Annotated in this window: 16 protein-coding genes; 8 read left to right on the top strand and 8 right to left on the bottom strand. The window is 62.7% G+C overall.

The genetic code is table 11. From position 1 onward, the window contains the following. The first annotated feature begins 30 nt into the window (after positions 1–30). Together BWP39_RS23770 and BWP39_RS23765 are read left to right on the top strand one after the other, a co-directional pair. Entirely contained in the window at positions 31–837 is an 807-nt protein-coding gene (locus BWP39_RS23770) for an enoyl-CoA hydratase/isomerase family protein (protein WP_096724656.1), read from the top strand. Positions 838–889: 52 nt separating this feature from the next. After that, complete coding sequence (locus tag BWP39_RS23765; RefSeq protein ID WP_096724654.1) at positions 890–2,908, top strand: acetyl/propionyl/methylcrotonyl-CoA carboxylase subunit alpha; 2,019 nt, start codon at positions 890–892, stop codon at positions 2,906–2,908. Positions 2,909–2,926: 18 nt separating this feature from the next. Here BWP39_RS23765 and BWP39_RS23760 read toward each other — a convergent pair whose 3' ends face one another. Beyond that, positions 2,927–3,718: a phosphate/phosphite/phosphonate ABC transporter substrate-binding protein gene (locus tag BWP39_RS23760; protein WP_096724652.1), complete on the bottom strand. Its 792-nt coding sequence runs from the start codon at positions 3,716–3,718 to the stop codon at positions 2,927–2,929. 670 nt (positions 3,719–4,388) lie between these two features. On the opposite strand from BWP39_RS23760, the gene BWP39_RS23755 reads away from it, so the two are divergent. The 5 genes from BWP39_RS23755 to BWP39_RS23735 all read left to right on the top strand — a co-directional run bounded on the left by BWP39_RS23755 (position 4,389) and on the right by BWP39_RS23735 (position 11,034). Then, positions 4,389–4,985, top strand: a complete 597-nt coding sequence (locus tag BWP39_RS23755) for a hypothetical protein (protein ID WP_133116922.1) — start codon at positions 4,389–4,391, stop codon at positions 4,983–4,985. A gap of 520 nt (positions 4,986–5,505) precedes the next feature. Continuing rightward, the gene (locus BWP39_RS23750; RefSeq protein ID WP_096724648.1) at positions 5,506–7,515 is read left to right on the top strand and encodes a lytic transglycosylase domain-containing protein; all 2,010 of its coding nucleotides are present in this window, start codon (positions 5,506–5,508) and stop codon (positions 7,513–7,515) included. Between the two features lie 63 nt (positions 7,516–7,578). After that, positions 7,579–7,980 carry a hypothetical protein gene (locus BWP39_RS23745; RefSeq protein WP_207557064.1) on the top strand — a complete coding sequence of 134 codons (402 nt, stop codon included), beginning with the start codon at positions 7,579–7,581 and terminating at the stop codon, positions 7,978–7,980. A gap of 29 nt (positions 7,981–8,009) precedes the next feature. Then, entirely contained in the window at positions 8,010–9,056 is a 1,047-nt protein-coding gene (locus BWP39_RS23740; protein ID WP_096724646.1) for a DHHA1 domain-containing protein, read from the top strand. Positions 9,057–9,186: 130 nt separating this feature from the next. After that, complete coding sequence (locus BWP39_RS23735) at positions 9,187–11,034, top strand: autotransporter domain-containing protein (protein ID WP_096724644.1); 1,848 nt, start codon at positions 9,187–9,189, stop codon at positions 11,032–11,034. Between the two features lie 39 nt (positions 11,035–11,073). On the opposite strand, the gene BWP39_RS23730 is transcribed toward BWP39_RS23735, so the two are convergent. The 7 genes from BWP39_RS23730 to BWP39_RS23700 form a co-directional block, all read right to left on the bottom strand. Beyond that, the gene (locus tag BWP39_RS23730) at positions 11,074–12,291 is read right to left on the bottom strand and encodes an MFS transporter (RefSeq protein WP_096724642.1); all 1,218 of its coding nucleotides are present in this window, start codon (positions 12,289–12,291) and stop codon (positions 11,074–11,076) included. A 38-nt stretch (positions 12,292–12,329) separates the two neighbouring features. After that, positions 12,330–13,355: a class A beta-lactamase gene (gene bla / locus BWP39_RS23725; protein ID WP_157915175.1), complete on the bottom strand. Its 1,026-nt coding sequence runs from the start codon at positions 13,353–13,355 to the stop codon at positions 12,330–12,332. A gap of 46 nt (positions 13,356–13,401) precedes the next feature. Continuing rightward, entirely contained in the window at positions 13,402–16,551 is a 3,150-nt protein-coding gene (locus BWP39_RS23720) for an efflux RND transporter permease subunit (RefSeq protein ID WP_096724640.1), read from the bottom strand. Between the two features lie 2 nt (positions 16,552–16,553). Then, entirely contained in the window at positions 16,554–17,750 is a 1,197-nt protein-coding gene (locus tag BWP39_RS23715) for an efflux RND transporter periplasmic adaptor subunit (RefSeq protein WP_096724638.1), read from the bottom strand. Between the two features lie 101 nt (positions 17,751–17,851). Beyond that, the gene (gene sbnB, locus BWP39_RS32405; RefSeq protein ID WP_096724636.1) at positions 17,852–18,880 is read right to left on the bottom strand and encodes a 2,3-diaminopropionate biosynthesis protein SbnB; all 1,029 of its coding nucleotides are present in this window, start codon (positions 18,878–18,880) and stop codon (positions 17,852–17,854) included. After that, the gene (gene sbnA / locus BWP39_RS32400) at positions 18,873–19,862 is read right to left on the bottom strand and encodes a 2,3-diaminopropionate biosynthesis protein SbnA (RefSeq protein WP_096724634.1); all 990 of its coding nucleotides are present in this window, start codon (positions 19,860–19,862) and stop codon (positions 18,873–18,875) included. Before sbnA ends, sbnB begins: the two co-directional genes overlap by 8 nt. Positions 19,863–19,989: 127 nt before the next feature. Next, positions 19,990–20,349, bottom strand: a complete 360-nt coding sequence (locus BWP39_RS23700) for a ParB N-terminal domain-containing protein (RefSeq protein WP_157915174.1) — start codon at positions 20,347–20,349, stop codon at positions 19,990–19,992. A 647-nt stretch (positions 20,350–20,996) separates the two neighbouring features. Between BWP39_RS23700 and cysC the strand changes: the two genes are divergently transcribed. Next, on the top strand, positions 20,997–24,266 hold the full coding sequence (gene cysC / locus BWP39_RS32560; protein WP_207557063.1) for an adenylyl-sulfate kinase: 3,270 nt from the start codon (positions 20,997–20,999) through the stop codon (positions 24,264–24,266). The last annotated feature ends 12 nt before the right edge of the window (positions 24,267–24,278 follow it).

Raw genomic sequence — 24,278 nt, 5'->3', positions numbered from 1 at the left:
GACCTGGTACCGCCGAAGGAGCGAACGGACATGCAATACGAAACCCTGAACCTCGCATTCTCAGGTCAAGGCGCAAGCCAGGTGGCGACAGTCACGCTGAATCGCCCCGACGTGCGCAACGCGTTCAACGAAACGATGATCGCGGAGCTGACCGCTGTTTTCACCGCGCTCGATACGAACGACGAGGTTCGCGCGGTCGTGCTGGCAGCGAACGGCAAGGCATTCTGCGCCGGCGCCGACCTGAACTGGATGAAGAAGATGGCCGGTTTCTCCGATGCCGAGAACCGCGCCGATGCGCTGCGCCTCGCCGCGATGCTGTCGGCGATCTATCGTTGCCGCAAACCGGTGATCGCGCGCGTGAACGGCGATGTGTACGCGGGCGGCATGGGCCTGATTTCGGCGTGCGATATCGTCGTCGCCGTCGACACCGCGCGTTTCTGTCTGTCCGAAGCACGCCTCGGTCTGATTCCCGCGACCATCGCACCGTATGTGATCCGCGCACTGGGCGAGCAGGCATCACGCCGCTACTTCGCCACAGCCGAACAGTTCGACAGCGCAACCGCGTTGCGGCTCGGACTCGTCAGCGAAGCAGTGAGCGACACGCAACTCGATACAACCGTGCAACAGCTTGCCGCGACGTTGTGCGCGAACGGTCCCTCAGCGGTACGCGAATGCAAGGCGCTTGTGCAGGATATCGCGGGCCGCACGCTCGATACCGCGCTGATCGAAGACACCGCGGAGCGCATCGCACGCGTACGCGCCGGTGCCGAAGGTCGCGAAGGCGTGGCATCGTTCCTTGAAAAACGCTCGCCGGCATGGCGCGGCGACCCCGCATAGCGTCCGCGCACGCGATGTTCCTACGGCAACCCACCATCGGCGAGACACCTCCATGTTCAACAAGATCCTGATTGCGAACCGGGGCGAGATTGCGTGCCGCGTCGCAGCCACGTGCCGGCGGCTCGGCATTACGAGCGTTGCCGTGTATTCGGACGCGGATGCCGGCGCGAAACACGTCGCCGCCTGCGACGAAGCGGTGCATATCGGCGGCGCCACCGCGGCGGAAAGCTATCTGCGCGCGGAACGCATCGTCGAAGCGGCGTGTGCGAGCGGTGCCCAGGCTGTGCATCCGGGCTACGGCTTCCTGTCGGAAAACGAAGATTTTGCGCGTGCGTGCGAGCAGGCCGGCATCGTCTTCATCGGACCGCCGGTCGAGGCGATTGCGGCAATGGGTTCGAAGGCCGCCGCGAAGGCATTGATGCATGCGGCCGCGGTGCCGCTCGTGCCGGGTTATCACGGCGACGATCAGGACGCACAGTTGCTGCAACGCGAAGCCGACGCCATCGGCTATCCCGTGCTGCTGAAGGCAAGCGCGGGTGGCGGCGGCAAGGGTATGCGCGTCGTCGAGCGCAGTGCCGATTTCGCCGCGGCGCTTGCGTCGTGCAAGCGCGAGGCGGCCAGCAGTTTCGGCAATGATCGCGTGTTGATCGAAAAGTATCTGACGCGCCCGCGTCACGTCGAAGTGCAGGTGTTCGCCGATCGTCATGGTGGCGCGGTCTATCTGTTCGATCGTGACTGCTCGGTGCAGCGTCGTCACCAGAAAGTGCTCGAAGAAGCGCCCGCGCCCGGGTTGCCGGCGGAGCTACGTCGCGCGATGGGCGAAGCGGCAGTCGCTGCAGCGCGCGCGGTGAATTACGTCGGCGCAGGAACCGTCGAGTTCATCATGACCGGCGGCGATTTCTACTTCATGGAAATGAACACGCGCCTGCAGGTCGAGCATCCGGTCACCGAGATGGTGACGGGGCTCGACCTCGTCGAGTGGCAGTTGCGCGTCGCGGCCAGTGAACCGCTGCCGCTTGCACAAGAGCAGCTCACACTGGCCGGCCACGCAATCGAAGCGCGCATTTACGCCGAGCATCCGGCGCGTGGCTTCCTGCCATCCACCGGTACGCTGCGGCATCTGCGGATGCCTGACGGTGTCGAGTTCATCGTCGGCGAAGGGGGTGAGCGCGCGGCAGTGCGGATCGATAGCGGTGTGCGCGAAGGCGATACGATCACGCCGTACTACGATCCGATGATCGCGAAGCTGATCGTCTGGGGCAGCACGCGCGATGAAGCGCTCGCGCGGATGCATCGCGCGTTGCAAGGCTGCGAGGTGGTCGGGCCGCATACCAATGTCGAATTCCTGCAACGCATCGTCACGAGCGAACCGTTCTCGACTGGCGATCTCGACACCGGTTTGATCGAGCGTCATCACGATGCGCTGTTCGCACCGGCAAAGAAGCCGTTCCGCGAAGCGCTGGCGCTTGCCTGTGCGGCGCTGCTCACGCGCGAAGGCGGCGCGGCGCAATCGGCATCGCCGTGGGATGCGTTGTCGCACTGGCGCCTGAACGGCGGCTATACGCAGACGCTGGCATGGCGCGACGTCGACAACGACAGCACATTCGACGTGACGTTCGCGCGCGACAGCCTGGGTGCCGGCACGCAAACGCTCGCTCACGAGGGCACCGTCGAAGCCTTTACGTGGTGGCGTGGGTCGAATGCACACGAATTCGGCGCGACGCTCGGCGATGCACACGTAACGGGCCGTGTCTTTGCCGACGGCGATACGTTCCATGTGTTCTGCCGCGGTGCCGCACTCGCGTTCGAATGGCAGAACGTGCTTGCGCATGCTGCGGATGTCGAGCACGGCGAAGGCCGGCTCACTGCGCCGATGCCGGGCAAGATCATCGCCGTGCTGGTCGAAGCGGGCGCTACCGTCGAAAAGGGCACGCCGCTCATCGTGATGGAAGCGATGAAGATGGAACACACGATCGGCGCACCGAGCGCCGGTGTCGTCGAGGAAGTGCTGTACGCAGTCGGCGATCAGGTCGCCGACGGAGCGCAGTTGCTGACGCTAAAAGTGGAGTGACGACGTGGGCTGCGTCGTTCAGGCGAGGCGCGGATAACCGGCTGCAATCGCTTCGTCTTCGAGTTGGCCGATCCGCGCGTAGTCCGCAAACGTAAGTGCGGTGAAGCGCTTGAGCCGCAGTTGTGCCGCGCGTTGCGGCTGCGCATCGTTTGCTGCGTTCAATGCGTGCCGTAGTGCGGCGACGGTTTCCGGTGCGACCGTGTTCACCGCAATCAACGGCAATCCCGGAGATGCGGCGCTCCAGCCAATCTGCCGAACCTGCTGCGCCAGCTCGGGCAGCGCGTCGCGCACATACGCCATCGTCACGCAATCAATTGCCGCGATATCCGCGCGATCTTCCGCCAGCGCACGCAGCGAGCCCAGATGCGAGCCCGTGCGCACTACCTCGCTGAAAAATCGCCCATCGCGCGCCAGCGGCGCGACCGCGTGCCGCAACACATTCATTCCACTGTTCGAATCGTCCTGATTGAAGGCTGCACGTGCACCGCGGCACGCTTCGAGCGTAGCCAGCGGCGCGCTCGCACGCGTGACCAGTGCACTCGAATAATCGGTGCCATCGCAACCGGGCGCATTGAACTCCGGTGTCGCGACAAGCTGCACGCGATCCTGCAGACCGTGCATCAGCGGATAGCCGCAGGTCTGCGCAAGCAGCAGATCGTCGCGGCGCCACAGTGCATGCAAGTCGTCGCCAGCATCGATGATGGCGACGTCGGGCGTGACCGCGCGCAGCGCGTCGTCGAGCAACTCGCGCCACAAGGCGGCGAGCGCGGGGGTCACGTTGTACATCGGGAGGGAGGCGATCCAGGTCATGGCCGCGATTGTGGCATATCCGTTCCTGTCGCCCGACCGCTGCGCCGCTTGCCGCAGGAAGCCGCTTCGGCGCCGCCACGCGCATCCAGCTTGAGGAAGCTGTCGCGGACCCAACAACCGTTTTCAATCGACCGACGACCATGCGCCGTTACTTTCCGCAACTCCGCAACCGGCGACCAGGAAAAACCCCGGTTGACGAACTGACGATGTCGCTGGCAACCCATCTCGCGATCGTCCGTCTACGTGGGTGATCGTCAGCACAGAAATCGAGCCAGGCGATGAAAATGAAGCAGATCATGCCGGACGTTGCGAGCGCTATCGATTTCGATACCGATCGAAGCGCCCAGTAAGCCGAAAAAACACCCGTTCAAATGTCGGAAAATCCGCTTCGTTGATCGAGCGCACACAAATGGAATCGTCAAGTCAAAAAAATACAAAAACCCTTGACAATCATATCGATGCGACGCGTCTCTTTATTTTTAGATGTTGCGTGAATTCTTGAGCAATCGTACTGTTCAGGTCGGGCGAGATCCCGCTGCCTTCGTTGACAATTGTGGCCCGTCTTTGTAAGAAAGCGCTCCACAGCCGTAAGTGTTCGGTCAACCTCAGTCGGTGCATCGACAACGCGCGGAACCAAACCATAAAGTGAGAGAGACGTCGTGGAGTGCGAGTGAAAAAACCAACACCATCCTCATCCGTTCAAACACCAACGAACACGACGGACGAGGACACCCTTAAGGCCGGCGAGAGCAAGGGGATCTCGACGGACATGAGTAGTGAGGCGTTGCCAGCCATCGCGCCGAACCTGGCGGTGGAAATCGGGAGCGTGATTTCCAGGATCGGTACTGCGGGGTTCTTTCTCGCGATACTGCAACTGGTCGACAACACAGTTGAGATCGACAGCATGCACATCTCGGTGTGGGCGGTTGACGCACATGGGCGCCGCTTTGTCGATGGTGTTCCGCTGTATGGCTCGAAGCTGGTCGACGAGAATATCCGCGACTGTCTGCCCGAGTCGCTGGTCGCGCAACTCGTTGATCCTGAGGGTCCATCATTGGTCCGCTTGCAATTGGATATAGGTGGGTCATCCGATTTGTTGCCACCTGCACATCGGTGCCTCGCTGTGATGCGAGCACCCGATTCGCAGCTGATCGTTCTTCTGCTACGAAACGTCGATCATGACGATTTCAGTCCGAAGGAAGTCGCAGCGCTCGAGGAGCTGTCGCTGGTACTCCTGCCGCTCGTCAAGCAGCACGCCTCGCTCTAGTCGATCAGATCCCCGTGCACCGGACTGGCAACCGGTGTAACGCTTGATCGGCTCGCCGAAGTGCACACCATCGCACATGCGGCAGGTCGCGATGTATCAGATGTCATCGCAACGAGCGATTAATAGTTGTGACACAAACCTGACAGCGAAAATACCCATCGGCTCCACGACGATAATGTGAGCAGAAAAGCGCTAACTGTAATGAAACGATTTCACCCTTCCATCGTCTAATCCGGCTCAATTCACCGGACTGGCAATGCACCATGCATCGATGCGAAGCTGATGATAATCATGACGGTAAAGGTAGAAGATTTTCTTTAGCATGTCGGAAAATCTTCTCGCTTGTCATCTTCTCGCTACCTGGTCATATTGCGTGTCTGCAGGATGCCGTCATGCCTGCCGCACCTGTACACGCATACCGATACCCACCGTCGTTTATCTGGAGTAAGCCGTAGATTTTGACCGTACTTCCGCGGGTTCACCGCTTCAATCTACTTCACTTCGAGCTTTCGCAATAACGATGTCTAAAGTCTTCCATCGAGTATATGGCGCGACAAGGTTGATGCTTGCCACTGCGACGCTTGTTGCGTGCAGCACGGCCTTCGCGGTCAAACCGGTTGCGCCTTCCCAACTGACGAACGACGACCAGATTTTCGTCCAGCTTCGCGAAGCCGCACGCAATAACGACCCGGTGCGCGCTGCACAACTGGCGGCAATGATTCCGGATTATCCGGCGCCGTCGTATCTCAAGTACTTCCAGATCAAGCCGCAACTGTTCGACACCCAGGGGCACGCACGCGTCGATGCCCCCGATGCGCCAGTGCTGTCGTTCCTGAAAAAATACGATGGCCAGGCGATCGCCGACCGGCTGCGCAACGACTACCTCGTCGTGCTCGGTGCACGACATGACTGGCGCAACTTCGACCAGCAATACGCGCGCTTCGTGCTGAACGACGATACGCAGGTGAAGTGCTACGCACTCGAATCGCGTGCGTCGCGCGGCGAGAACGTCGCCGATGCGGCACGCGTATTGCTCGTCGACCCGCGCAATTACGGCGACGGCTGTGTCGACCTGATCACCGCGCTGTCGATCAACCAGCAGTTCAGCAGCGACGATGTCTGGCAGCAGATCCGTCTCGCGTACGAACAGAACCAGACCACGACCAGCAGCAAGCTGCTCGATGCACTCGGCAACCAGCGGCCCGATCCAGTGCTGTTCAATCAGGCGGCGAGCACACCACCGCTGCTGCTCGCGCGCGGTGTCGGTCCCGACTCGCAGTCGCATCAACTGGCATTGCTCGCGATCACGCGGATGGCGCGCAACGATCCAGCCACGGCGGCAGCGACTTTCGCATCGGTAGCGCCTTCGCTGAGCACGCAGGAGCGCGCCATCGGCTGGGGCACGATCGGTTATCAGGCGGCGGCGAAGCAGATGCCGGGCGCAGTCGACTGGTACCGGCTGTCGGCGAACGCGCCGCTGTCCAACCCCGCGTATGAATGGCGTACCCGTACCGCGCTGCTGGCCGGCGACTGGACGATGGTGCGCTGGTCGATCGAGCAGATGCCGGCGTCGCTACGCAGCCAGCCGGCGTGGGTTTACTGGCATGGTCGTGCGCTGAAGCAGGCCGGCGATACCGTGCAGGCCAACCAGGACTTCGAGCAGATTTCGCAGGGTTTCAACTTCTACGGCCAGCTTGCTTCCGAAGAACTCGGCCAGAAAATTACCATCCCGCCAAAGACGACGGTTACGGATGCGGAAGTGCAGCAAGCCGCAGGTACGCCGGGCTTCGATCTCGCGCAGCGTTTCTATAACCTGAACCTGCGGCTCGAAGGCAACCGCGAGTGGAGCTGGCCGCTGCGCAACATGACCGACCGGCAACTGCTTGCCGTTGCCGAATACGCGCGCCGTATCGAACTGTACGACCGCGCGGTGAACACGGCTGATCGCACGAAAACCGAACACGATTTCTCGCTGCGTTATCTGTCGCCGTTTCGCGATGTTGTCGAGCGCGATGCGCAGTCGACCGGTCTCGACGTCGAATGGGCGTACGGGCTGATTCGTCAGGAATCGCGTTTCGTTATGAGCGCACGCTCGGGAGTCGGTGCGAGCGGGCTGATGCAACTGATGCCCGACACCGCTCAACTGGTCGCGAAGAAGATTGGCCTCGGCACGATTTCGCGTGCGCAGATGAACGACATCAACACCAACATCCTGCTCGGCACCAACTACCTGTCGATGGTCTACAGTCAGTTCGATCGATCCGACGTGCTGGCGACAGCGGGCTATGACGCAGGTCCTGGCCGTCCGCGCAGGTGGCGCGAGTCGCTGCGGCATCCGGTGGAAGGCGCGATTTTCGCGGAAGCGATCCCGTTTCAGGAAACCCGCGACTACGTGAAAAACGTTCTTTCCAACACCGTCTACTACGCGGCATTGTTTGAAGGCCGGCCGCAATCGCTGAAGGCGCGCCTCGGTTCCATTGCGCCGCAGGCAGCCGCTGGCGAAAGCGACGACAAAATACGCCAGCAATAGTGATTCGTGTGATTGCCGTTGCTTCCGCGCTATCTGCACAGAAAGACCGAGAGAGCATGATAAATGGGTAAGAGCAATATCGTGGCCATGTTGAGAGGTGGCGCATTTTTATGCGCCGCTTTCTTCGCAGGCAGCGCAGCCTCGGAACAACCACAAAGACCACCGGGACCGGCAATAGAGGTCCATTTCGATTATTACCTCAAGGACCGTGCGCGAATTCGCGCTCTGGAACATCGCCTGGACAGCGCGATCAAGCGTGCGGGAGTGGGCGAACTCGGTGAAACGGAAACGCACCTTGACGGCAACGACGGCTATTTATATATGTATGGCCCAGATCCAGATCGAATGTATCGGGTGGTGAGTCCGATTCTGAAATCATCCCGATTGATGACTGCAGCCGAAGTTACCCAGCACTATGGCGCCCACACGAAAAGCTTCGTGATAAATCAAGCGGGCGTGCGGTAACGATTCATCTATGTTTGTGAGAGGAAAACGTGGACGACGATATTTTTGCGCCGGCGCTTCGAGACGTGCAAACGTCGCGCCCGGATGATGCAGGCGCGAAACAGGCAGTGCATGATCCGGCGAGGACATACGTGTTCAATGGTGATGCAGACGGCTTGTGCGCGTTACAGCAATTGCGACTCTGTGAGGGCGCTGGCGGTACGCTGATCACTGGCGTCAAGCGTGACATCCAGCTGTTGATGCATGTGACGGCCGTCCCCGGCGGACAGGTCACGGCGCTCGATCTGTCTCATGACCAGAATCGTGAGGATGTCGCCAGAATTCTCGCAGCCGGCGCGACGCTGCGTTATTTTGACCACCACTATGCTGGCGCGCTGCCGGATCACCCCTGCTTTTACGCGTACATCGATACCTCGGCGGAGGTTTGCACGAGTGCGCTCGTCAACCGCTATCTGCAGGGACGCCATGCAGGCTGGGCCGTAGTCGCCGCGTTTGGCGATGCGTTGCCGGACCTCGGCCGCATGCTGGCACAAGAGCACGGCATTGCACCCGATGCCGTCGAGTCACTCGCCCAGCTTGGCCGCTATCTGAACTACAACGCGTACGGGGAGGATCTCGACGATCTGCACTTCTCACCCGCGGCGCTGGCAGAAGCGATGCTGCCGTACGCGCATCCGCTCGACTTCATCGATCAGACCGACGTCGTACCGGTGCTCGCCGAAGGCTATCGCGACGATCTTCGCCGCGCGCGGTCGATCGATCCGGAATTCGAAACGACTGGCGCGGTGATGTTCGTGCTGCCGGCGCAGAAGTGGTCGCGCCGCGTGAGTGGCACGCTCGCGAACGAGATGAAACAGGAGTGTGCGGATCGTGCACTCGCGATCCTGAGCCCCAGGCTCGACGGCGGCTATGTCGTCAGTGTTCGTGTGCCTTCGAACAACGCGGTTGGCGCTGACGATTTCTGCCGGTTGTTTGCGTCCGGCGGCGGACGCAAGCTTGCCGCAGGCATCAATCATCTTCCCGAGGCTGACGTCGAGTCGTTCGCTGCGCGCTTCAAGGCGACCTTCGACGACTGAGCCGCGTTGACACGAGCATCGCCGGATGCTCGCGACCTTCATCCGAATTTCCGCTTCTGAGCAACGCACTCGATCTCGGCGCAACGCCGATCGACCCATTCGAAAATAACGAGAGACCGTGTTCCGAGACATGCCAAACCCTTCCAAGAGGACGTCCCTGATCGGGCCAATCGCAGCAAGCCTGGCGCTGGCGCTGCCCAGCGCGGCATCCGCCTTCGAGTTCTACGCCCTGGGCGACAGCCTGACCGACAATGGCCGGGTCGTGAGACTGACCGGCATCCTGCCGAACGCCACCTCGACGATTTTCCGCAACGGCCGCTCGTCGGACGGTCCGGTGTGGGCCGAATACCTGCCGGGCCTGATCGGCGCGCAGTTTGTTCCCGACAACGACTATGCGATCAACGGCGCGCTTAGCGGTCACGGCGGCTATCTCAACATCGTCCCGAACCGGCCGACCTGGCGCTCGCTGCCCGGGCTCATCGATGAGGTCGACGAGCTGATTGCGAGTCACCCGCGCCTGCAATCCAGTGACGTGGTCGGGATCTGGATCGGGACCAACGATCAGGACCTGACCAAGGCCAGCCTGAACGGTATCGAACCGTTTCTCGGCGTGCCGCGGCCCACCACTAACGATCAGGTCGCCGCGTACACGCTGTCGAACGTCAACAGCCAGCTGCAGCGCTTGATCGGGATCGGCGGACACCAGTTCGTCGTCTTCAACCTGAACGACGACAACGGGTCGCGACCCGGCTACGTCGACTACAACAGCAAGCTTCCGGGCGATCTCGTGCAGTTCTCGCGGCAAGGCGCAAACGTTCATCTGTTCGACGTGGCGGGGCTGCTGAACCAGATGCGCAGCAATCCCGCCGCGTACGGCCTGAACGACACACCCGAGGTTCAGTGCAAGGCGGTGCCCGCGTGCAACACCGGGTCCGTGGCGCTGCAGAACACCTATCTGACGGCGGACGGTACGCATGTGATGACCAGCGTGCATCTCTACATCGCGCGCTATCTCGCCAATCAGCTGAATGCGCCCGCGGCCATTGCGACCGCGCCGCTGATGGGGCTCGACGTGGCGCGCGCCAGTGCGCTGTCGGCGCTGGATAGCGCGGACAGCGGCTCGTTCGACCCTGGCCGCGTCCAGGTGTCCGACCGGCTGGCGTTGTTCACGAACCTCGGCTACACGCGAAACTTCCATGGCGCGTCGAGCGGCGTCGATGCGTTCGACAGTGCCGTCGAGCTTCTGTCGATCGGCGCGGAGTACAAGCTGTCTGCGCGCTCGAGGATCGGCGCAATTCTGTCGAGCGCCAATGCGAGCGGCTCGGTTGCCGACGGGCAGGGCGATAACGGTGTGCACTCGTATCGGCTCGGGCTGTATCACGCATTCGATCAGGGTGGCCTGTTCGTGCGCTCGTATGTCGGGGCTGGCTGGGACGAATATCGCTTGAACCGCAGCGCGGTGCTGGCTCCGTCGATCAGCGCCGATACCGACGGTTTCGACTTCGACGGGCTCGTGAAAGCCGGGTATCTGTTTTCGTTCGATGGTGTGCAGCTCGGACCTGTCGCCGATGTCGGCTATTCGCAACTGGTCACGCGCGGCTATGCGGAGGACGGCGATCCCATTCTGGAGCAGAACGTCGACGCGCAGCGGTTGAAGGGCGTGAGCGGCGGGGCGGGCGTGCGATTCGTCACGGCGCTCGACGGCCTTGGGCTGCGGGCTACGCAATTGAGTGCCGAGGCGACGCTGCGCCACGACGGCTTCGACAACCGGACACTCGTCACGGCCCAGCGTTATGCGCCGAACCTGCCGATTTCCACCGATGTCGATGGCGTGAGTTCGACCTATGGGCGCGTGTCGCTGGCGCTAAGCATCGATCCGACGCAAGCGTGGCGCGGCAAGCTGGCCATGCAAATGGATATCGGCAACGCGCAGCGTCGTTCCTACAATCTGTTCGCGACGTTAAGAGGGGCGTTCTGACACGCGGGCCCCTCGGCCATGCGACGTGAGTGAAGGTAGCTAGTCGTCCATGACCGCGAGGCGCTGCGCCGCGTTCCGCTCATCGTTGCCGATGAACCGGATCGCAGCGTACAGCGCCGCAGCGACGACGCAACCCACCGCGCCGATGACGGTCACGGACGCAAACGCATTCGTTGCGGCCGTCACCAGTCCGGCGACTGGCAGGAAGGCCGTCACGACCGACGTGGTCGCGCCGATACCTTGCGCAAGCTGGTTCGCGGGAATCAGCTCATAGCGCTTGTGCCGAAAGAAAATGCCGAAGAGCGCGCTGCCGACAATCAGCATGCCGAATGCCAGACAGAAGAACCCGGCTCCCAGGTTCACGGCGGACAGGACCGCAGCGAGCGCGAGGCACAGCGTGCCGAGTGTCCCGAAGCCGGCAGGGCTCAGGTTCGTGAGGAAGCGGGGAATCAGGAAGCACAGCGCGAACGAAATCGCACCGCCGGCGATGTTGGGCATGGCGCTGTAGGCGACCGGCAGTCCGTACAGTCCGATCATCGTCGGTGCGATCAGCGATTGAAAAACCCCGAAGAATACGTTCAGGAAGCCGCTGGCGAAGGTGAGCGCCAGCAGCTTCGCGTTGGTCGCCAGCGCCGCGAAATTCGCACATTCAGCCCTGAGGGTCCAGCGCTCGAAGGTGGTGACGCAGTGCCGTGTCGTGCTGGCGCGCCACGCGATCGACGCCACGAGCAGTGCGCCGTAGCCAAGCGCGAGCATGCCGATCGCGGAGCGCGGCGACAGCCCGGAAAACGCCAGGGCGGCGGCGCCCGGACCCGCGAGCCGGGCGAGGGGCTCCAGCAGTTGCGAGCGGGTCTGGAACCGCTGCAAGCCTGCCGGCGCGAGCCGTTGTGCCGCGGTGGCCTCGTAGTACACGAGCGACATGCCCGACAGCAGCGACACCACGCTCGACAGCATCCATGCGTGATGGGTCCTGCCGAGCAGGACCCACACCAGCATGAAGAAAAACCGCGAGCCCTCGACGGTGAAGGCCAGCCGTTTGCCGATGCTGCGATCGACGATCGAACCGAAGAGCGGTGACAGCAGCGCGCGCGGCATGAACTCGACGAAATAGGCGAGTCCGACCGCGAGGGTGCTGCCGTCGCTTTGCTGGTAGACGATCAGCGGCAGCAGGAAGCCTTTCGCGTAGTCCAGCGCGAGCGTCGCGACGCGCAGGGCTGTAAACGCAAAGTCGCCATGAGCAGCGCGCGCCCGACTCATGGGCGGCTGCGCAGACACTGGCGGGCGATCTCCATGTGTCACGGATGCCGGGCTGCCACGATCGCTCTGGCGAGATCGGCGAACAGCCTGTCGCGCTCCTCGCGACTCGCGTGCGACGCCATCAGGAACGCTGCGACGATGACACGGTGCCCGTCTGGCCAGGTGATGATGCCGATATCGTTGAAGGCGGCTGTCACGCCGTTCACGGTGAGCGACGTGCCGCACTTGTCCGCGAACGTGACGCCCGCCGGTAATCCCACGCGCAGCCTGCGCGGGGTCACCTGCTCGTTCAGCAGCGTCATCAGATACTGCGTCGACGTTGGGGATAGCAGGGCGCCCGTCGACAGTTTGCGCAGGAAATCCGCCGCTGCCGCCGGTGTCGTGCGATTGCGCGGATCGGATAGATACGCCTGCAGGCCACCCTGAAGCCGTTGCTGTCTCTGTGGGGCGGTTTCTCCGGCGGGCGGCGACGCGGCACCGCCGAGATTGCGAAACACGTCGGCGACCTGCCCTTCGCCCATGTCGACGGTCATACCGTGGATGCCGTGCGCACGCAGATAGGCGGTGACAGCCTGCGGTCCGCCGATCAGCCTGAGCAGCGCATCGGCGCCCGTGTTGTCGCTCTCGCTGATGGCGGCGTGCAACAGGTCGGCGAGCGGGAACGACATGCGATCGCCCTGGAATGCGCCGCGAATGGCGCTTCGCCCGGGGCGCAACTCGTCGCGCGTGATCGTGACACGCTGGTTCAGCTTGAGCTCGCCCTTGTCGACGCGATCGAGCACGGCGGCGCCAAGCGGCGCCTTGAAGACGCTCATCATCGGGAAGGCCTGGTTGCCGTTGACCTGCCACCCGGTTGAGCCTTGCATATCGAGCACGGCAACGCCGAGCGTACCGGGTCTCGCAGCGCTGGCGAACCGGTCGAGGGTCTTTTGCAACGCGTCGTGCGGCGCGACGATCGCGGCCGTAGCGGCCGTTGCGCCGAGGGCCGTATGCGCTGGCGCGACGGCTGCGCAGACCATGCACAGGGCCGCGCGCAGGATGTTCGCGTTGAAGCGCTTGTTCATCGGATGTTGTTCCTGGTTGCCTGGTTTCCTGGGTGATCGAATCCGCTCATTCCTGCACCGCATCTTCGGCGGCGGGCTCAGGCGCCATGTCGCCATCGTGTGGCTGGAACCATACCTTGAGCCGGTTGGATAGCGTGTCCAGGTAGAGGTAGATCACGGGTGTGGTGAACAGCGTGAGCATCTGGCTGACCAGCAGGCCGCCGACCATCGCATAGCCGAGCGGGCGGCGTAACTCGGAGCCCATCCCCGACGCGAACAGCAGCGGCAGCGCGCCGAACAGGGCAGTCATCGTCGTCATCATGATCGGCCGGAAGCGCAGCAGGCAGGCACTGCGGATCGCGTCGAACGAGCTCATGTGCTGCTCGCGCGTCGCGGCGATCGCGAAGTCGACCATCATGATCCCGTTCTTCTTGACGATACCGATCAGCAGGATGACGCCGATCAGCGCGATCAGGTTGAAGTCGTACTTGAACAGCCACAGGGTCGCAATCGCGCCGACGCCTGCCGATGGAAGCGTCGACAGGATCGTCCACGGATGGATGAAGCTGCCGTACAGCGCGCCGAGCACCAGGTAGGCGACGACCAGTGCCGCTCCGATCAGGATCGGCATCGTCGCGAGCGTGCTCTGGAACGCCTGCGCCGTGCCCTGGAACGAGCTGACGATCGTGGGCGGCATGTCCAGTTGCGCCTGCGCGGCCTCGACGGCAGCGGTGGCCTCGCCGAGCGACGCATGGGGCGCGAGATTGAAGCTGATCGTGACCGACGGGAAGTGCGCCTGGTGATTGACCGACAGCGGTTGAACCGAGTCGGTGGTCCATCTCGCAACCGACGACAGCGGCACCTGGTCGCCCGACGGCGCTTTCATATAGATCCTGTCGAGCGTCGTGGGGTCGCGCTGCAGGGCAGGTGGTGCCTCCATGACAACCTTGTAGGTCGACAGCTGCGTGAAGTACTGCGCGATCTGCCGCGAGCCGAACGCGTCGTATAACGTGCCGTCGATCTGCTCGGGTGTTAGGCCGTAGCGGGCCGCCTGATCGCGGTCGATCGAGACACTGAGCGCCGAACCGTTCACCTGCTGGTCGCTTGCAACGTCGCGCAGCTGGGGCAGCGCGGAGAGCTTCGCGAGCAGGCGCGGCGACCACGACGTCAACGCGCCGACGTCCGGGCTTTGCAGTGTCAGCTGATACTGCGTGCGAGCCAGCCGCGCACCGATGATCACGTCCTGCGCAGCCTGCAGGTACATGCGCACGCCGGGCACCTGCGCGAACTGCGGGCGCAGGCGGCGGATGACCTCGTCGGCGGACACGTCGCGCTGATCGCGCGGTTTCAGTGTGATGTACCAGCGGCCGTTGTTGACGGTGGTACCCGCATAGGCGCTGCCGCCGACTGCCATCTGGCAGTGCTCGACGGCCGGATCGGCGCGGATGATGGCCTGCAGCGCCATTGAGCGGCGCGCCATGTCTTCGACGGAAATGTTTTGCGCGGCCTCGGAAACGCCGGAGATCACACCCGTGTCCTGCTGCGGGAAAAAGCCCTTGGGAATCCCTGCGTACAGAACCACCGATGCGGCAACCGACGCGAAGAACACGCACAGGGTGATAAAGCGGTGCTTGAGCGCGAGGTCGAGGTAGCGCTCGTAGGTGGCGGCCATGCGGGCGAAGCCCCGCTCGAACAACCCGGGCCGCGGCGCCTTGTGCTCGTGTCCCGGCCGACGCGCTCGCAGCAGGTAGGCCGCCATCATCGGTGTCAGCGTCAACGAGACGAAGGCCGACACCAGGATCGTCATGGATAGCGTGACCGCGAACTCGCGGAACATCCGGCCGATGATGCCGGCCATCAGCAGTAGCGGCAACAGGACGGCGACGAGCGAGATGCTGATCGACGCGATCGTGAAGCTGGTTTCACTGAGCCCTTTCAGTGCAGCCTGCAAGGGTGGCTCGCCGCGCTCCACGTGCCGCGCGATGTTTTCGACCATCACGATCGCATCGTCGACCACGAAGCCCACCGCAATGGTCATGGCCATCAGCGAGATGTTGTCGAGGCTGTAGCCGAACGCCCACATCAGCGCGCACGCGCCGAACAGCGACACGGGCACCGTGATGGCCGGGATGAGGGTCGTGCGCGCACTGCCGAGGAACGCATAGATGACGAGCACCACCAGCACGACGTTCAGAAGCAGTGTCAGTTCGATGTCGAGCAGCGATGCGCGGATCGTCTGGGTGCGATCGGCGAGCACGGTGACTTTTAGCGAGGGCGGCAGCGAGGCCTCCAGCTCGGGCAGCCTCGCGCGGATCTGGTCGACGGTGGCGACCGTGTTGGCACCGGGCTTCTTGTAGATCCCGACTGAAATCGCGCGCTTGCCGTCGATCCATGCCGCGAGCGTGTTGTCTTCGGGGCCGAGCACCGCGCGTCCGATGTCGCTGACACGCACCGGCGCACCGTCGCGATAGGCGACGATCGCGTTGTTCCACTGCGCCGGCTCGGTCATCTGTCCGTTCGTGTAGATCGTGTACGACCGCATCGTGCCGTTGAGCACGCCTTTCGGATTGACGCCCGAGAGTCCCGTCAGTGCATGACGGACCTCTTCGAACGAGAGGCCGCGCGCCGACAGTTTGAGCGGATCGAGCTGGATGCGGATCGACGGCTTCTGCTGTCCGCCGATCGACACGCTGCCCACGCCGTCGATCTGGCTCAGACTTTTCGTGAGCCTCGTCTCGACATAGTCATCGATCGTCGTGAGCGGGAGCGTCGCGGACGTTGCGCTCAGCAGCATGATCGGCGCATCGGCGGGGTTGACCTTCTGGAACGTCGGCGGCGAGGGCAGGTCGTTTGGCAGTTGCGCGGCGGCTGCGTCGATGGCCGACTGCACGTCGTTGGCCGCCGCATCGATGCTTCGATCAAGGCTGAACTGCAGCACGATCGACGTCGAGCTCAGCGTGCTCTGCGACGTCATCTGCGTGACGTAGGGGATTTTGGAGAACTGCGTTTCGAGCGGCTGGGCCAGTGTCGAGGCCACCGAAACGGGGTCGGCACCAGGCAATACCGCCGAGACCTGGATGGTGGGAAATTCGACTTGCGGCAGCGGCGCGACGGGCAGATGGAAGTACGCGGCCACGCCGGCGAACAGAATGCCCACCGTCATCAGGCAGGTGGCGACGGGGTAGCGGATGAACACCGCGAATACATTCTTGCTCATGATCAGTGCGCATCCGTTGCGACGGTGGCGCTGGCCACTGCGTCGTCGAGCGCGTGCGCCGCGGGCATCATCGTCGCTGCCACGTGTGCGCCGCCCTGCAGCCGGTACTGGCCTTGCACGACCACACGTTGACCGACCTTCAGACCGCTTGCGATAGCGGCGTAGCCGAGCGAACGGTTCGACACCTTGACCGGCTGCACGACCACCTTGTCATCTACCTCGACGACAAACACGAAAGCCCCATCGGCACCCTGCTGGATCGCATCCTCGGGTACCACCGTCACATTCGGCAGCACGTCGACCCTCGTTCGCATCATGATCGATTGCCCGGGCCAGAGCGCGCCGTCGCCGTTCGCGAACAGCGCCTTCAACCGGATCACGCCGGTTGCCGCGTCGACGCGATTCTCGATCACCTCCAGATGACCTCGCGAAAGCACCGTGTTGCCGTCGGTCGTCAGCGCGATCGCGTCGACCGGTCCGCGATGCAATGCTTTCTGAATGGCCGGTAGCGCGTCCTGAGACGCGGAGTAGATCACCGTGATAGGCGAAGTCGTGACCAGCGTGAGGAGCGTCGTTTCGTTCGCCCTGACGAGATTGCCCTGATCGACGAGCCGGAAGCCGATGCGTCCCGAGATCGGCGCGCGGATCGTCGTGTAGTCGACCGATACGCGCGCGTTCTGGAGGGCCGCCTGGTCGCCGCGAATCTGCGCGTTCAGCTCGTTCACGAGGGCTTGCTGTGCCTCGAGCGCCTGTGTCGAGGTCGCATTGACCTGCGCGAGTTGCTGATGGCGCGTGAGTTCGAGTCGGGCATTCGCGAGCGTAGCCCGGTCCTGGTCGAGTTTCGCGCTGGCCTGATCGACGGTCGCCTGCAACGCCCTGCGATCGATTTCGACGAGCACATCACCGCTATGAACGTACTGACCTTCCCTGAAATTCACCTTGACGATCTGCCCGTCGACCTGGCTCTTCACGGTCACGTCGTACAGCGGCGCCACGGCGCCCACCCCGGTCAGATAGAGCGGCAGATTCATCGTGCCGACCGTGCTGGCCGTGACGGGAATCGCTGGGTCTGTCTGGCTGGCGCTAGCCGGACGCGCGGCCGTCGTACGGTCGACGATCCACACGAGCAGCACGACCGCAACGAGCGACACCAGTGCGAGAGCGACAGTTTTACGGCGATCGGGGGAAGACGTGGGCATGCGGATGGATAGGCCAATAAGTCCAGCCGGCAGCGCAGTGCGCTGCCGGCATCGGGTGATCGAATGGAGGTGAGTTCGCGTTCAAGCGGGCGTGCCGTGTTCTACATGGTCCACCGTTCGGTTGCGGCGAAGAAGCCGGGGATCGCCTGGCGGGCGCCGTCAGCCTGTGCCCGTTCGAGAATAAACATCGACACCGCCAGATCGAGTACGCCAAGACCGAACGGCGAAAAAATGATCGGCTTGCCGGAATCGAGATGCACGTCGCCCAGGATGACCTGCCCGATCGTGCCCGTGATGAAGTCGCGTTGGCCGTAGCGCTGCTCCGCGAGGTGCGGCGACGTATTGGCTTTCATGCAGTGTTCGACATCGTCGAGGATGTTGTTCGCGCTCAATAGCGATTCAGGCGGCAGATCGCGCAACGAAATGTTCAGAATGAGCTGCGATGAGGCGAAGCGATGCGAGACCGGGATCCACGGGGTGCCCGCGGTCGTGGCGAGCACAACGACATCTGCCGCGAGGGCCTCGTCGCAGGTGCCTGTTCGCACGGCATAAATATCGCGCGCGCTGAGATTGCGCGCGAACGCATCGGCGTTCCCGGGCGATGTGTCGTACACGCAGACGTCTTCAAACTGCCAGCCGCTTGCCTTGAAGTAGCTGAGTATCGTGCCGGCGATCACGCCACCGCCGATCACGGCGAGGCGCCCGGCCTGCCGCCCCTGCGGCCCAAGCCGCGTGGCCGCGAGCACGGCCGAGGCCGCGGTGCGCGCCGCGCTGATCTGCGAGGCTTCGAGACAGGCGAACGGGTAGCCGGTTTCGTAATCGTTGAGCACGATGACAGCGGACGCGCGCTGAAGATTCGATTCGATATTGCGCGGGTAGCTGCTGATCCATTTGATACCCGACACGAACGCCTTGCGATCGACATCGCGGATCGCGGCTGGCAAGGCGATGATGCGGGCTTCGGGCTTGTCGTCGAAACGCAGGAAGTAGCTGTCCGGATTGTGAGTGCCGCCGAGGTGGTGCAGCCGATAGCAATGTTCGACGATATCGATGATGTCGACTCTCGATTTCGCGAGTAGATCGCTGATGTAGCTTCCGCCAATCACGCTGAACGAGGGGGGGCTAGACATACGCCAGAGTCTCCGTGGTGTGTTCGAGAACGTCGCGCCAGGCATTGCCGTATGTGCTGTCGCACCACGCGTCGTTATAAAGGGTATCGATATAGGCGCCGCCGAGATCCGGCGAGATCGCTACGATCGTCGCGTCACGGGGCAGGTCGCCGGCGAGCCGTCTGACGGCGGCGAGGACCGTGCCGGTGGATGCGCCGCAGAGACTGCCATAGCGGTGCGCGAGGTCGCGGCATGCCGCGACGGTCTCGGCTTCCGATATCTGCACCAGCAGGTCCAGCGGGCCGCGGTCGAAAAACGACGGCATCACGCTCGAGCCAAGCCCAGGCAGGTAACGACGTCCACCGGGCGTGCCGAAGGTGATCGAGCCGATGGAATCGACGGCGATCAGTTTCGTGTCCGGCGAATGCTCGCGAAAGAAGGCGGCGCAGCCCATCAGCGTGCCGGTCGTGCCGGCACCGACAAACAGGTAGTCGACGTGATCGAATTCGTCATAGATCGACTGTGCCGTCATTTCACTGTGCACGGCCGGATTGGCCGGATTCTGGTACTGGTTGAGCCAGATCAGCTCGGGATCGCGTTCCAGCGCATCGCGGATGTAACCGAGACGGTTGCCGAGATACCCGCCCTGTTCGTCCCGGCGATCGATGACGATGACGTTCGTGCCGAGCGCCTGCATCGTGCTGATCATCTGTTTACTCGTGTTCGCATCGACCACGCAGGTAAACCGGTATCCCCGGGCGGCCGCGATCATACTCAACGAGAGCCCAAGGTTTCCAGAACTCGATTCGATCATTTTCTTCTTTTGGCACAGATCGCGACGCTGTTCGGCGTCCCTTATCAGTGCCAGGGCGGTTTTGATCTTAATCGACCCCCCAGGATTGAAGCCTTCCAGTTTCAGATAAATGTTCCTGCCGCGAGCGAATGCGTCGAGCGACAGGAATATATTATCGTTGACAATCTGTTCGATTGAGTTGAATTTCATGCTGGCCCGCCATAGGACACGAACTTTAAAATAACTCTCAAATAAGTTGAGCAAAAATATTCGACATGCATCGATGAAATTTCAAACCGGTTTCAATTTACCTGGCGTGACGCTCTAAAAGACACACTTATGTCATTCGAAGTTCTTCAAGTGAATAACTGCAGGTAGTTTCTGCCCATGGCTGTGCAATGTGGCGGGTAGATTTTGCCGGATATAACCGGCCTTCCAGGCCACGAGTAATAACTTCTGCCGGTGTCACTAACTGGTCTTTATGCCGGCTTTCCAGCCGAACATCGGAGTAGGACAACAATAAGCAGGGCACCCGCGCAAAACCATGGGCGAGTGCAAAAGCGTGCCGATGATGGCCATCCATAACAACCAGTGACGAACGCTCGACGAGAATCGGCGTGTGCCAGATCCCGGTAGCAAGCAGACTGTCGCTCACCTCGCGCAGGCGGGCCGGAACGGTCTCTTCGGTCGGTTTCAAGGTCTCCGGGGGGAGCAGAATCACCTTGAGGCAAGCAGCGTCTGGACGTCGATGAACCTCGGAATTCATGTCACGCCTTTCTACTGTGAGAATGTGGCCACACGCAATGGCCGATTTCGGCCAAAGCGCCTCCGCGGGCTGGTGACGCCCATCGAATTTCATGCATCGCTCTGCGGTATTGAAACCAGGCCGGGGATTACGTTTTTTTCGTCCTTAGCCTTATGGAAAGCGGGACTCCAGTCATTTAACCTGCTTGAAATTTTACTTCCGCTACCCTCGCGTTTCGCAATTCAACAGGACCTTGGCATTTTTGTCAATATAACGGAGGCCAGAAAGAAGTTTTCCTGCGGCCGACCTTTCATCTATGTAATTTACATAAAAGAATCTGAAATATGCGCTGCGCATGTTATGCGGATCGATATTGATCGAGGAGTGGGCCATTGGCGCCTGATTCCAGAAGATTCTCTTGTGAATGACAGGAATAAGCTCTTGCATGCGCGGAATAAGTCGTGTTAAAAATGCGCTTCCTGAGATTGGCTGCGACAGGTTAAATGCATCCGTAGTGCGGGGAAGTTCAAAAAGATACATTCCGAGGGCGCGCGCTTATATATGCGTGCGCATGTCGAAACAATTAATCACGAACGTCCATGAATGAACGTAGACGCGGCATTGCTTTCGTGCGGTCCTGTCATGATTTCCTTCGGGCGTCGGATTTTTCAATCGCGGCTGTGAACAGCCTGCGGCGTTCCATTGCACCTGCGCATCGGGTACTCGACACGTGCGGACGGGGCGGTGCCGGATTGCTGGCGCTGCACTACGGTGCCGGGCGGGTCGTCGCGCTGACCGCGGAAACGATGCCGCAGGTCGACGCGCAAGAGAGCGGCCTCGATGCAAGGATGTCGTTTCTGGATGACGACCGGGCGCAGACGCTGGCAGATCGGGAAGGGCGATTCGACGTCGTGCTGGGGCTGACGTCGACTGGCCAGCCAGGGATCGATCTGGACTACGGTTTCCGTCTGGACGACTACGCCCGCCGGTTCGGTACGGCGAATGTCGCCGTCGTGCCCAACGGCGTGCGCTACAGCGCGCAGCTCGTCGAGTGGGGCGATGCCGGGCTGCTCGAGTCGGATGTCGAGACACGCAAGCGTGCCCTCGAGTCGCGCTACGGCATCGCCTTCGACCCAATCCTGGAACATCTCGGCGCAGCAGCTGCATCTCACGACGCAGTGGGTTCCGACGCCATGCGCGCGCTCGGTCCGTCCGTGCCGTTTCTGACCTGCCATCCCGGCGATCGTCAAGCGAGCGGCGCGGTAGCGCCGCTCGATGTCACGCTAACCGCCACGCAAAGCGGCCGCGCCGACGGCGTGATGTGGACGCAGGAGCTGATACACGACGGCATTGTGATCAAGCGGATTCAGGGGTGCAGCTGGCTCGACGCGCGCCGCGATCTCGAGGTGGGCGAAGCGCTCACCGTGTCCGTTGCCAGCATGGCCACAGCCGTACCGTTCGATGGCAGCGAGACTGCGCCCAGGCTCGCATCCGCCGCGCGCGTGACGGGCGCACCCGCGCCGCTGGTCTTCTGGTTGACCGGGATATCGGGCGCCGGCAAGACGGCTATCGCGACGCGCTTCAAGGAGCACGCCGAGGCAGACGGATGGCCCACGGTCGTGCTCGATGGCGATGCACTGCGGAGCGGTCTCAACGCGGATCTGGGCTTCTCCGATGCGCATCGTGCCGAGAACGTCCGCCGCGTCGCCGAGGTCGCGGCGTTGATGGCCGACATCGGACACCTCGTCATCGTTTCGCTGATTTCGCCGAAACGCGCGTTCCGCGAATCGGCGCGCACGATCATCGGCGCGGAGCGGTTCGTCGAAGTGTTCGTCGATACGCCACCCGCGATCGCCGAAGCAAGAGACCCGAAAGGACTGTATCGGCGCGCACGCGCGGGGTTGGTCACGTCCTTCACCGGCATCCATTCCAGCTACGAACCGCCGCTGAATCCGCAGCTGCGCATCGACACGACGACACACGAAGTCGAGGATGCCGTGAAGATGTTGCGCGACCACTATATCGACGCACGCTTACCCGCCGTGCGTGTCGATCTACCCGAGCAACCGGTGCGGGTGGATCGATTCGGCCGACGTTTCGCGACCGCGGTCGCAGCCGGGATCGCTACCGCCGATTCGCTGACAGCACGATTCACCGAAGTGGCGGCGCGCCGTCGCGATGCGACCGCGCTGGTGTGTGGCGACGAACACTGGACCTACGGCCAGCTCGCCGCGCACGCCGGGCGGATTGCCGCGGCGATCAGCGCCGCGGGCGGATCCGCTAACGAGCCGGTCGCCTTGCTCTATCCGCATGGGGCGCCGATGATCGCCGCCATGCTCGGCGTGCTGGGCGCCGGAAAATTCTACGTTCCGCTGATTGCCGATCATCCCCTACCGCATCTGCAGTCCGTGGTGCGCGAGTGTGGTTGCCGCATCGTACTGGCCGCGCCGGCGCTCGTGGACACGGCGACGCAGCTAGGCGTCGAGGTTCGCATCATCGACGATGCGTCCTTGCCGGATGTGGATCGTGCGCTGGACACGCGCCCGGGCGACGCGGTCTCGTACCTGCTGTTCACATCGGGTACGACCGGTGTACCGAAGGGCGTGATGCAATGCGACCGCAATGTCCTGCACCATGCCGCGTGCTATGCGTCCTCGATCGGGCTCGGCGTCGATGACCGGATGACGCTGTTGCCGTACTACGGTTTCGACGCATCGGTGATGGATATCTTCGCCACGTTGCTGACGGGCGCGAGCCTTCATATCTGGGACGTGCGCGAGCGGGGTGTCGAGGGTATCGGCGAATGGCTTACACGCGAACGCATCACGATCTGGCATTCGACGCCGAGCGTGCTGCGCGCGGCCTTCCCGATCTTTGCGCAGCCTGCGGCGCTGCGCTGGGTCGTGCTGGGCGGCGAAGCGGCGACAGGCAACGACGCGGTGCTGGCAGCGCGTCAAGGCGGTCCGCAATGTCGCTTGCTCAACGGCCTCGGACCGACCGAGTGCACCACGGCGTTGCAGTATGTCGCCGATCCCGTTGCTGACGCGAACGCTCCACGTCTGCCGGTCGGTCGACCGGTACCGGGCGTCGAGATCATGCTGCTCGATGCGGCCGGCGAAGTCAGCGCGACTGAGGGCGAGCTGGCGATCGTTAGCCCCTTCGTCGCGCTCGGCTACTGGGGACGTCCCGAGCTGAGTGCCGAGCGCTTCGGTGCGACGGCGCGCGCGGACGGGGCTCGCCGGTATCGCACGGGCGACCTGTTGCGAATGAACGCAGACGGATGCTACGAGCACCTGACGCGGGTCGACGATCAGATCAAGATCCGTGGCATGCGCGTCGAACTCGGTGAGATCGAGGCGGCCCTTTGCGGACACGGCGACGTGTTGCAGGCGGTCGCGCTGCCGCATCTCGACGACGTCACGCAACAGCAGACAATCATCGCGTACGTCGTGCTGCGCGATGCCTCGACGATCGACGTGGCGGCCTTGCGCGCCTACATCGCGGGCCGCTTGCCGGCCCACATGGTGCCGCGCGCAGTCATTCGTCTCGACGCGATCCCGCTGCTGCCGAACGGCAAGCTGAATCGCCGGGCGCTGCCCGCACCGTCGCAGATCGCCGCACCGGCTGGGGCATGCAAGCGCCCGCGTACGCCGCTGCATCACGTGCTGGCTGCCTGCTGGGCCGATGTGTTGCGGCGTGACAGTGTCGGTATCGATGAAAATTTCTTCGAACTCGGCGGCGATTCATTGCTTGGTGCCAGGTTGCTTTCGCGCGTCAGGCATGACCTCGAACTCGACGCACAACTGGGTGACCTGTTCCGTCATCCGACGGTCGAGTCGCTGGCGAGCCACCTGCTGGCCTCGCGATGACACGCTACCTTC

Source organism: Paraburkholderia acidicola, assembly GCF_002362315.1.
In the GTDB taxonomy this organism is placed as follows: domain Bacteria; phylum Pseudomonadota; class Gammaproteobacteria; order Burkholderiales; family Burkholderiaceae; genus Paraburkholderia; species Paraburkholderia acidicola.
Note: the sequence above shows the minus strand (reverse complement) of the source record. Positions and strands in the feature narration are given on the sequence as shown.

What these genes read in the sequence shown, in the direction of transcription:
- BWP39_RS23730 (WP_096724642.1), bottom strand. Translation starts at nt 12,291, where the DNA reads ATGAGTCGGGCGCGCGCTGCTCATGGCGACTTTGCGTTTACAGCCCTG.
- BWP39_RS23750 (WP_096724648.1), top strand. Translation starts at nt 5,506, where the DNA reads ATGTCTAAAGTCTTCCATCGAGTATATGGCGCGACAAGGTTGATGCTT.
- cysC (WP_207557063.1), top strand. Translation starts at nt 20,997, where the DNA reads ATGAATGAACGTAGACGCGGCATTGCTTTCGTGCGGTCCTGTCATGAT.
- bla (WP_157915175.1), bottom strand. Translation starts at nt 13,355, where the DNA reads ATGAACAAGCGCTTCAACGCGAACATCCTGCGCGCGGCCCTGTGCATG.
- sbnA (WP_096724634.1), bottom strand. Translation starts at nt 19,862, where the DNA reads ATGAAATTCAACTCAATCGAACAGATTGTCAACGATAATATATTCCTG.
- BWP39_RS23745 (WP_207557064.1), top strand. Translation starts at nt 7,579, where the DNA reads ATGGGTAAGAGCAATATCGTGGCCATGTTGAGAGGTGGCGCATTTTTA.
- BWP39_RS23715 (WP_096724638.1), bottom strand. Translation starts at nt 17,750, where the DNA reads ATGCCCACGTCTTCCCCCGATCGCCGTAAAACTGTCGCTCTCGCACTG.
- BWP39_RS23770 (WP_096724656.1), top strand. Translation starts at nt 31, where the DNA reads ATGCAATACGAAACCCTGAACCTCGCATTCTCAGGTCAAGGCGCAAGC.
- BWP39_RS23760 (WP_096724652.1), bottom strand. Translation starts at nt 3,718, where the DNA reads ATGACCTGGATCGCCTCCCTCCCGATGTACAACGTGACCCCCGCGCTC.
- BWP39_RS23735 (WP_096724644.1), top strand. Translation starts at nt 9,187, where the DNA reads ATGCCAAACCCTTCCAAGAGGACGTCCCTGATCGGGCCAATCGCAGCA.
- sbnB (WP_096724636.1), bottom strand. Translation starts at nt 18,880, where the DNA reads ATGTCTAGCCCCCCCTCGTTCAGCGTGATTGGCGGAAGCTACATCAGC.
- BWP39_RS23765 (WP_096724654.1), top strand. Translation starts at nt 890, where the DNA reads ATGTTCAACAAGATCCTGATTGCGAACCGGGGCGAGATTGCGTGCCGC.
- BWP39_RS23720 (WP_096724640.1), bottom strand. Translation starts at nt 16,551, where the DNA reads ATGAGCAAGAATGTATTCGCGGTGTTCATCCGCTACCCCGTCGCCACC.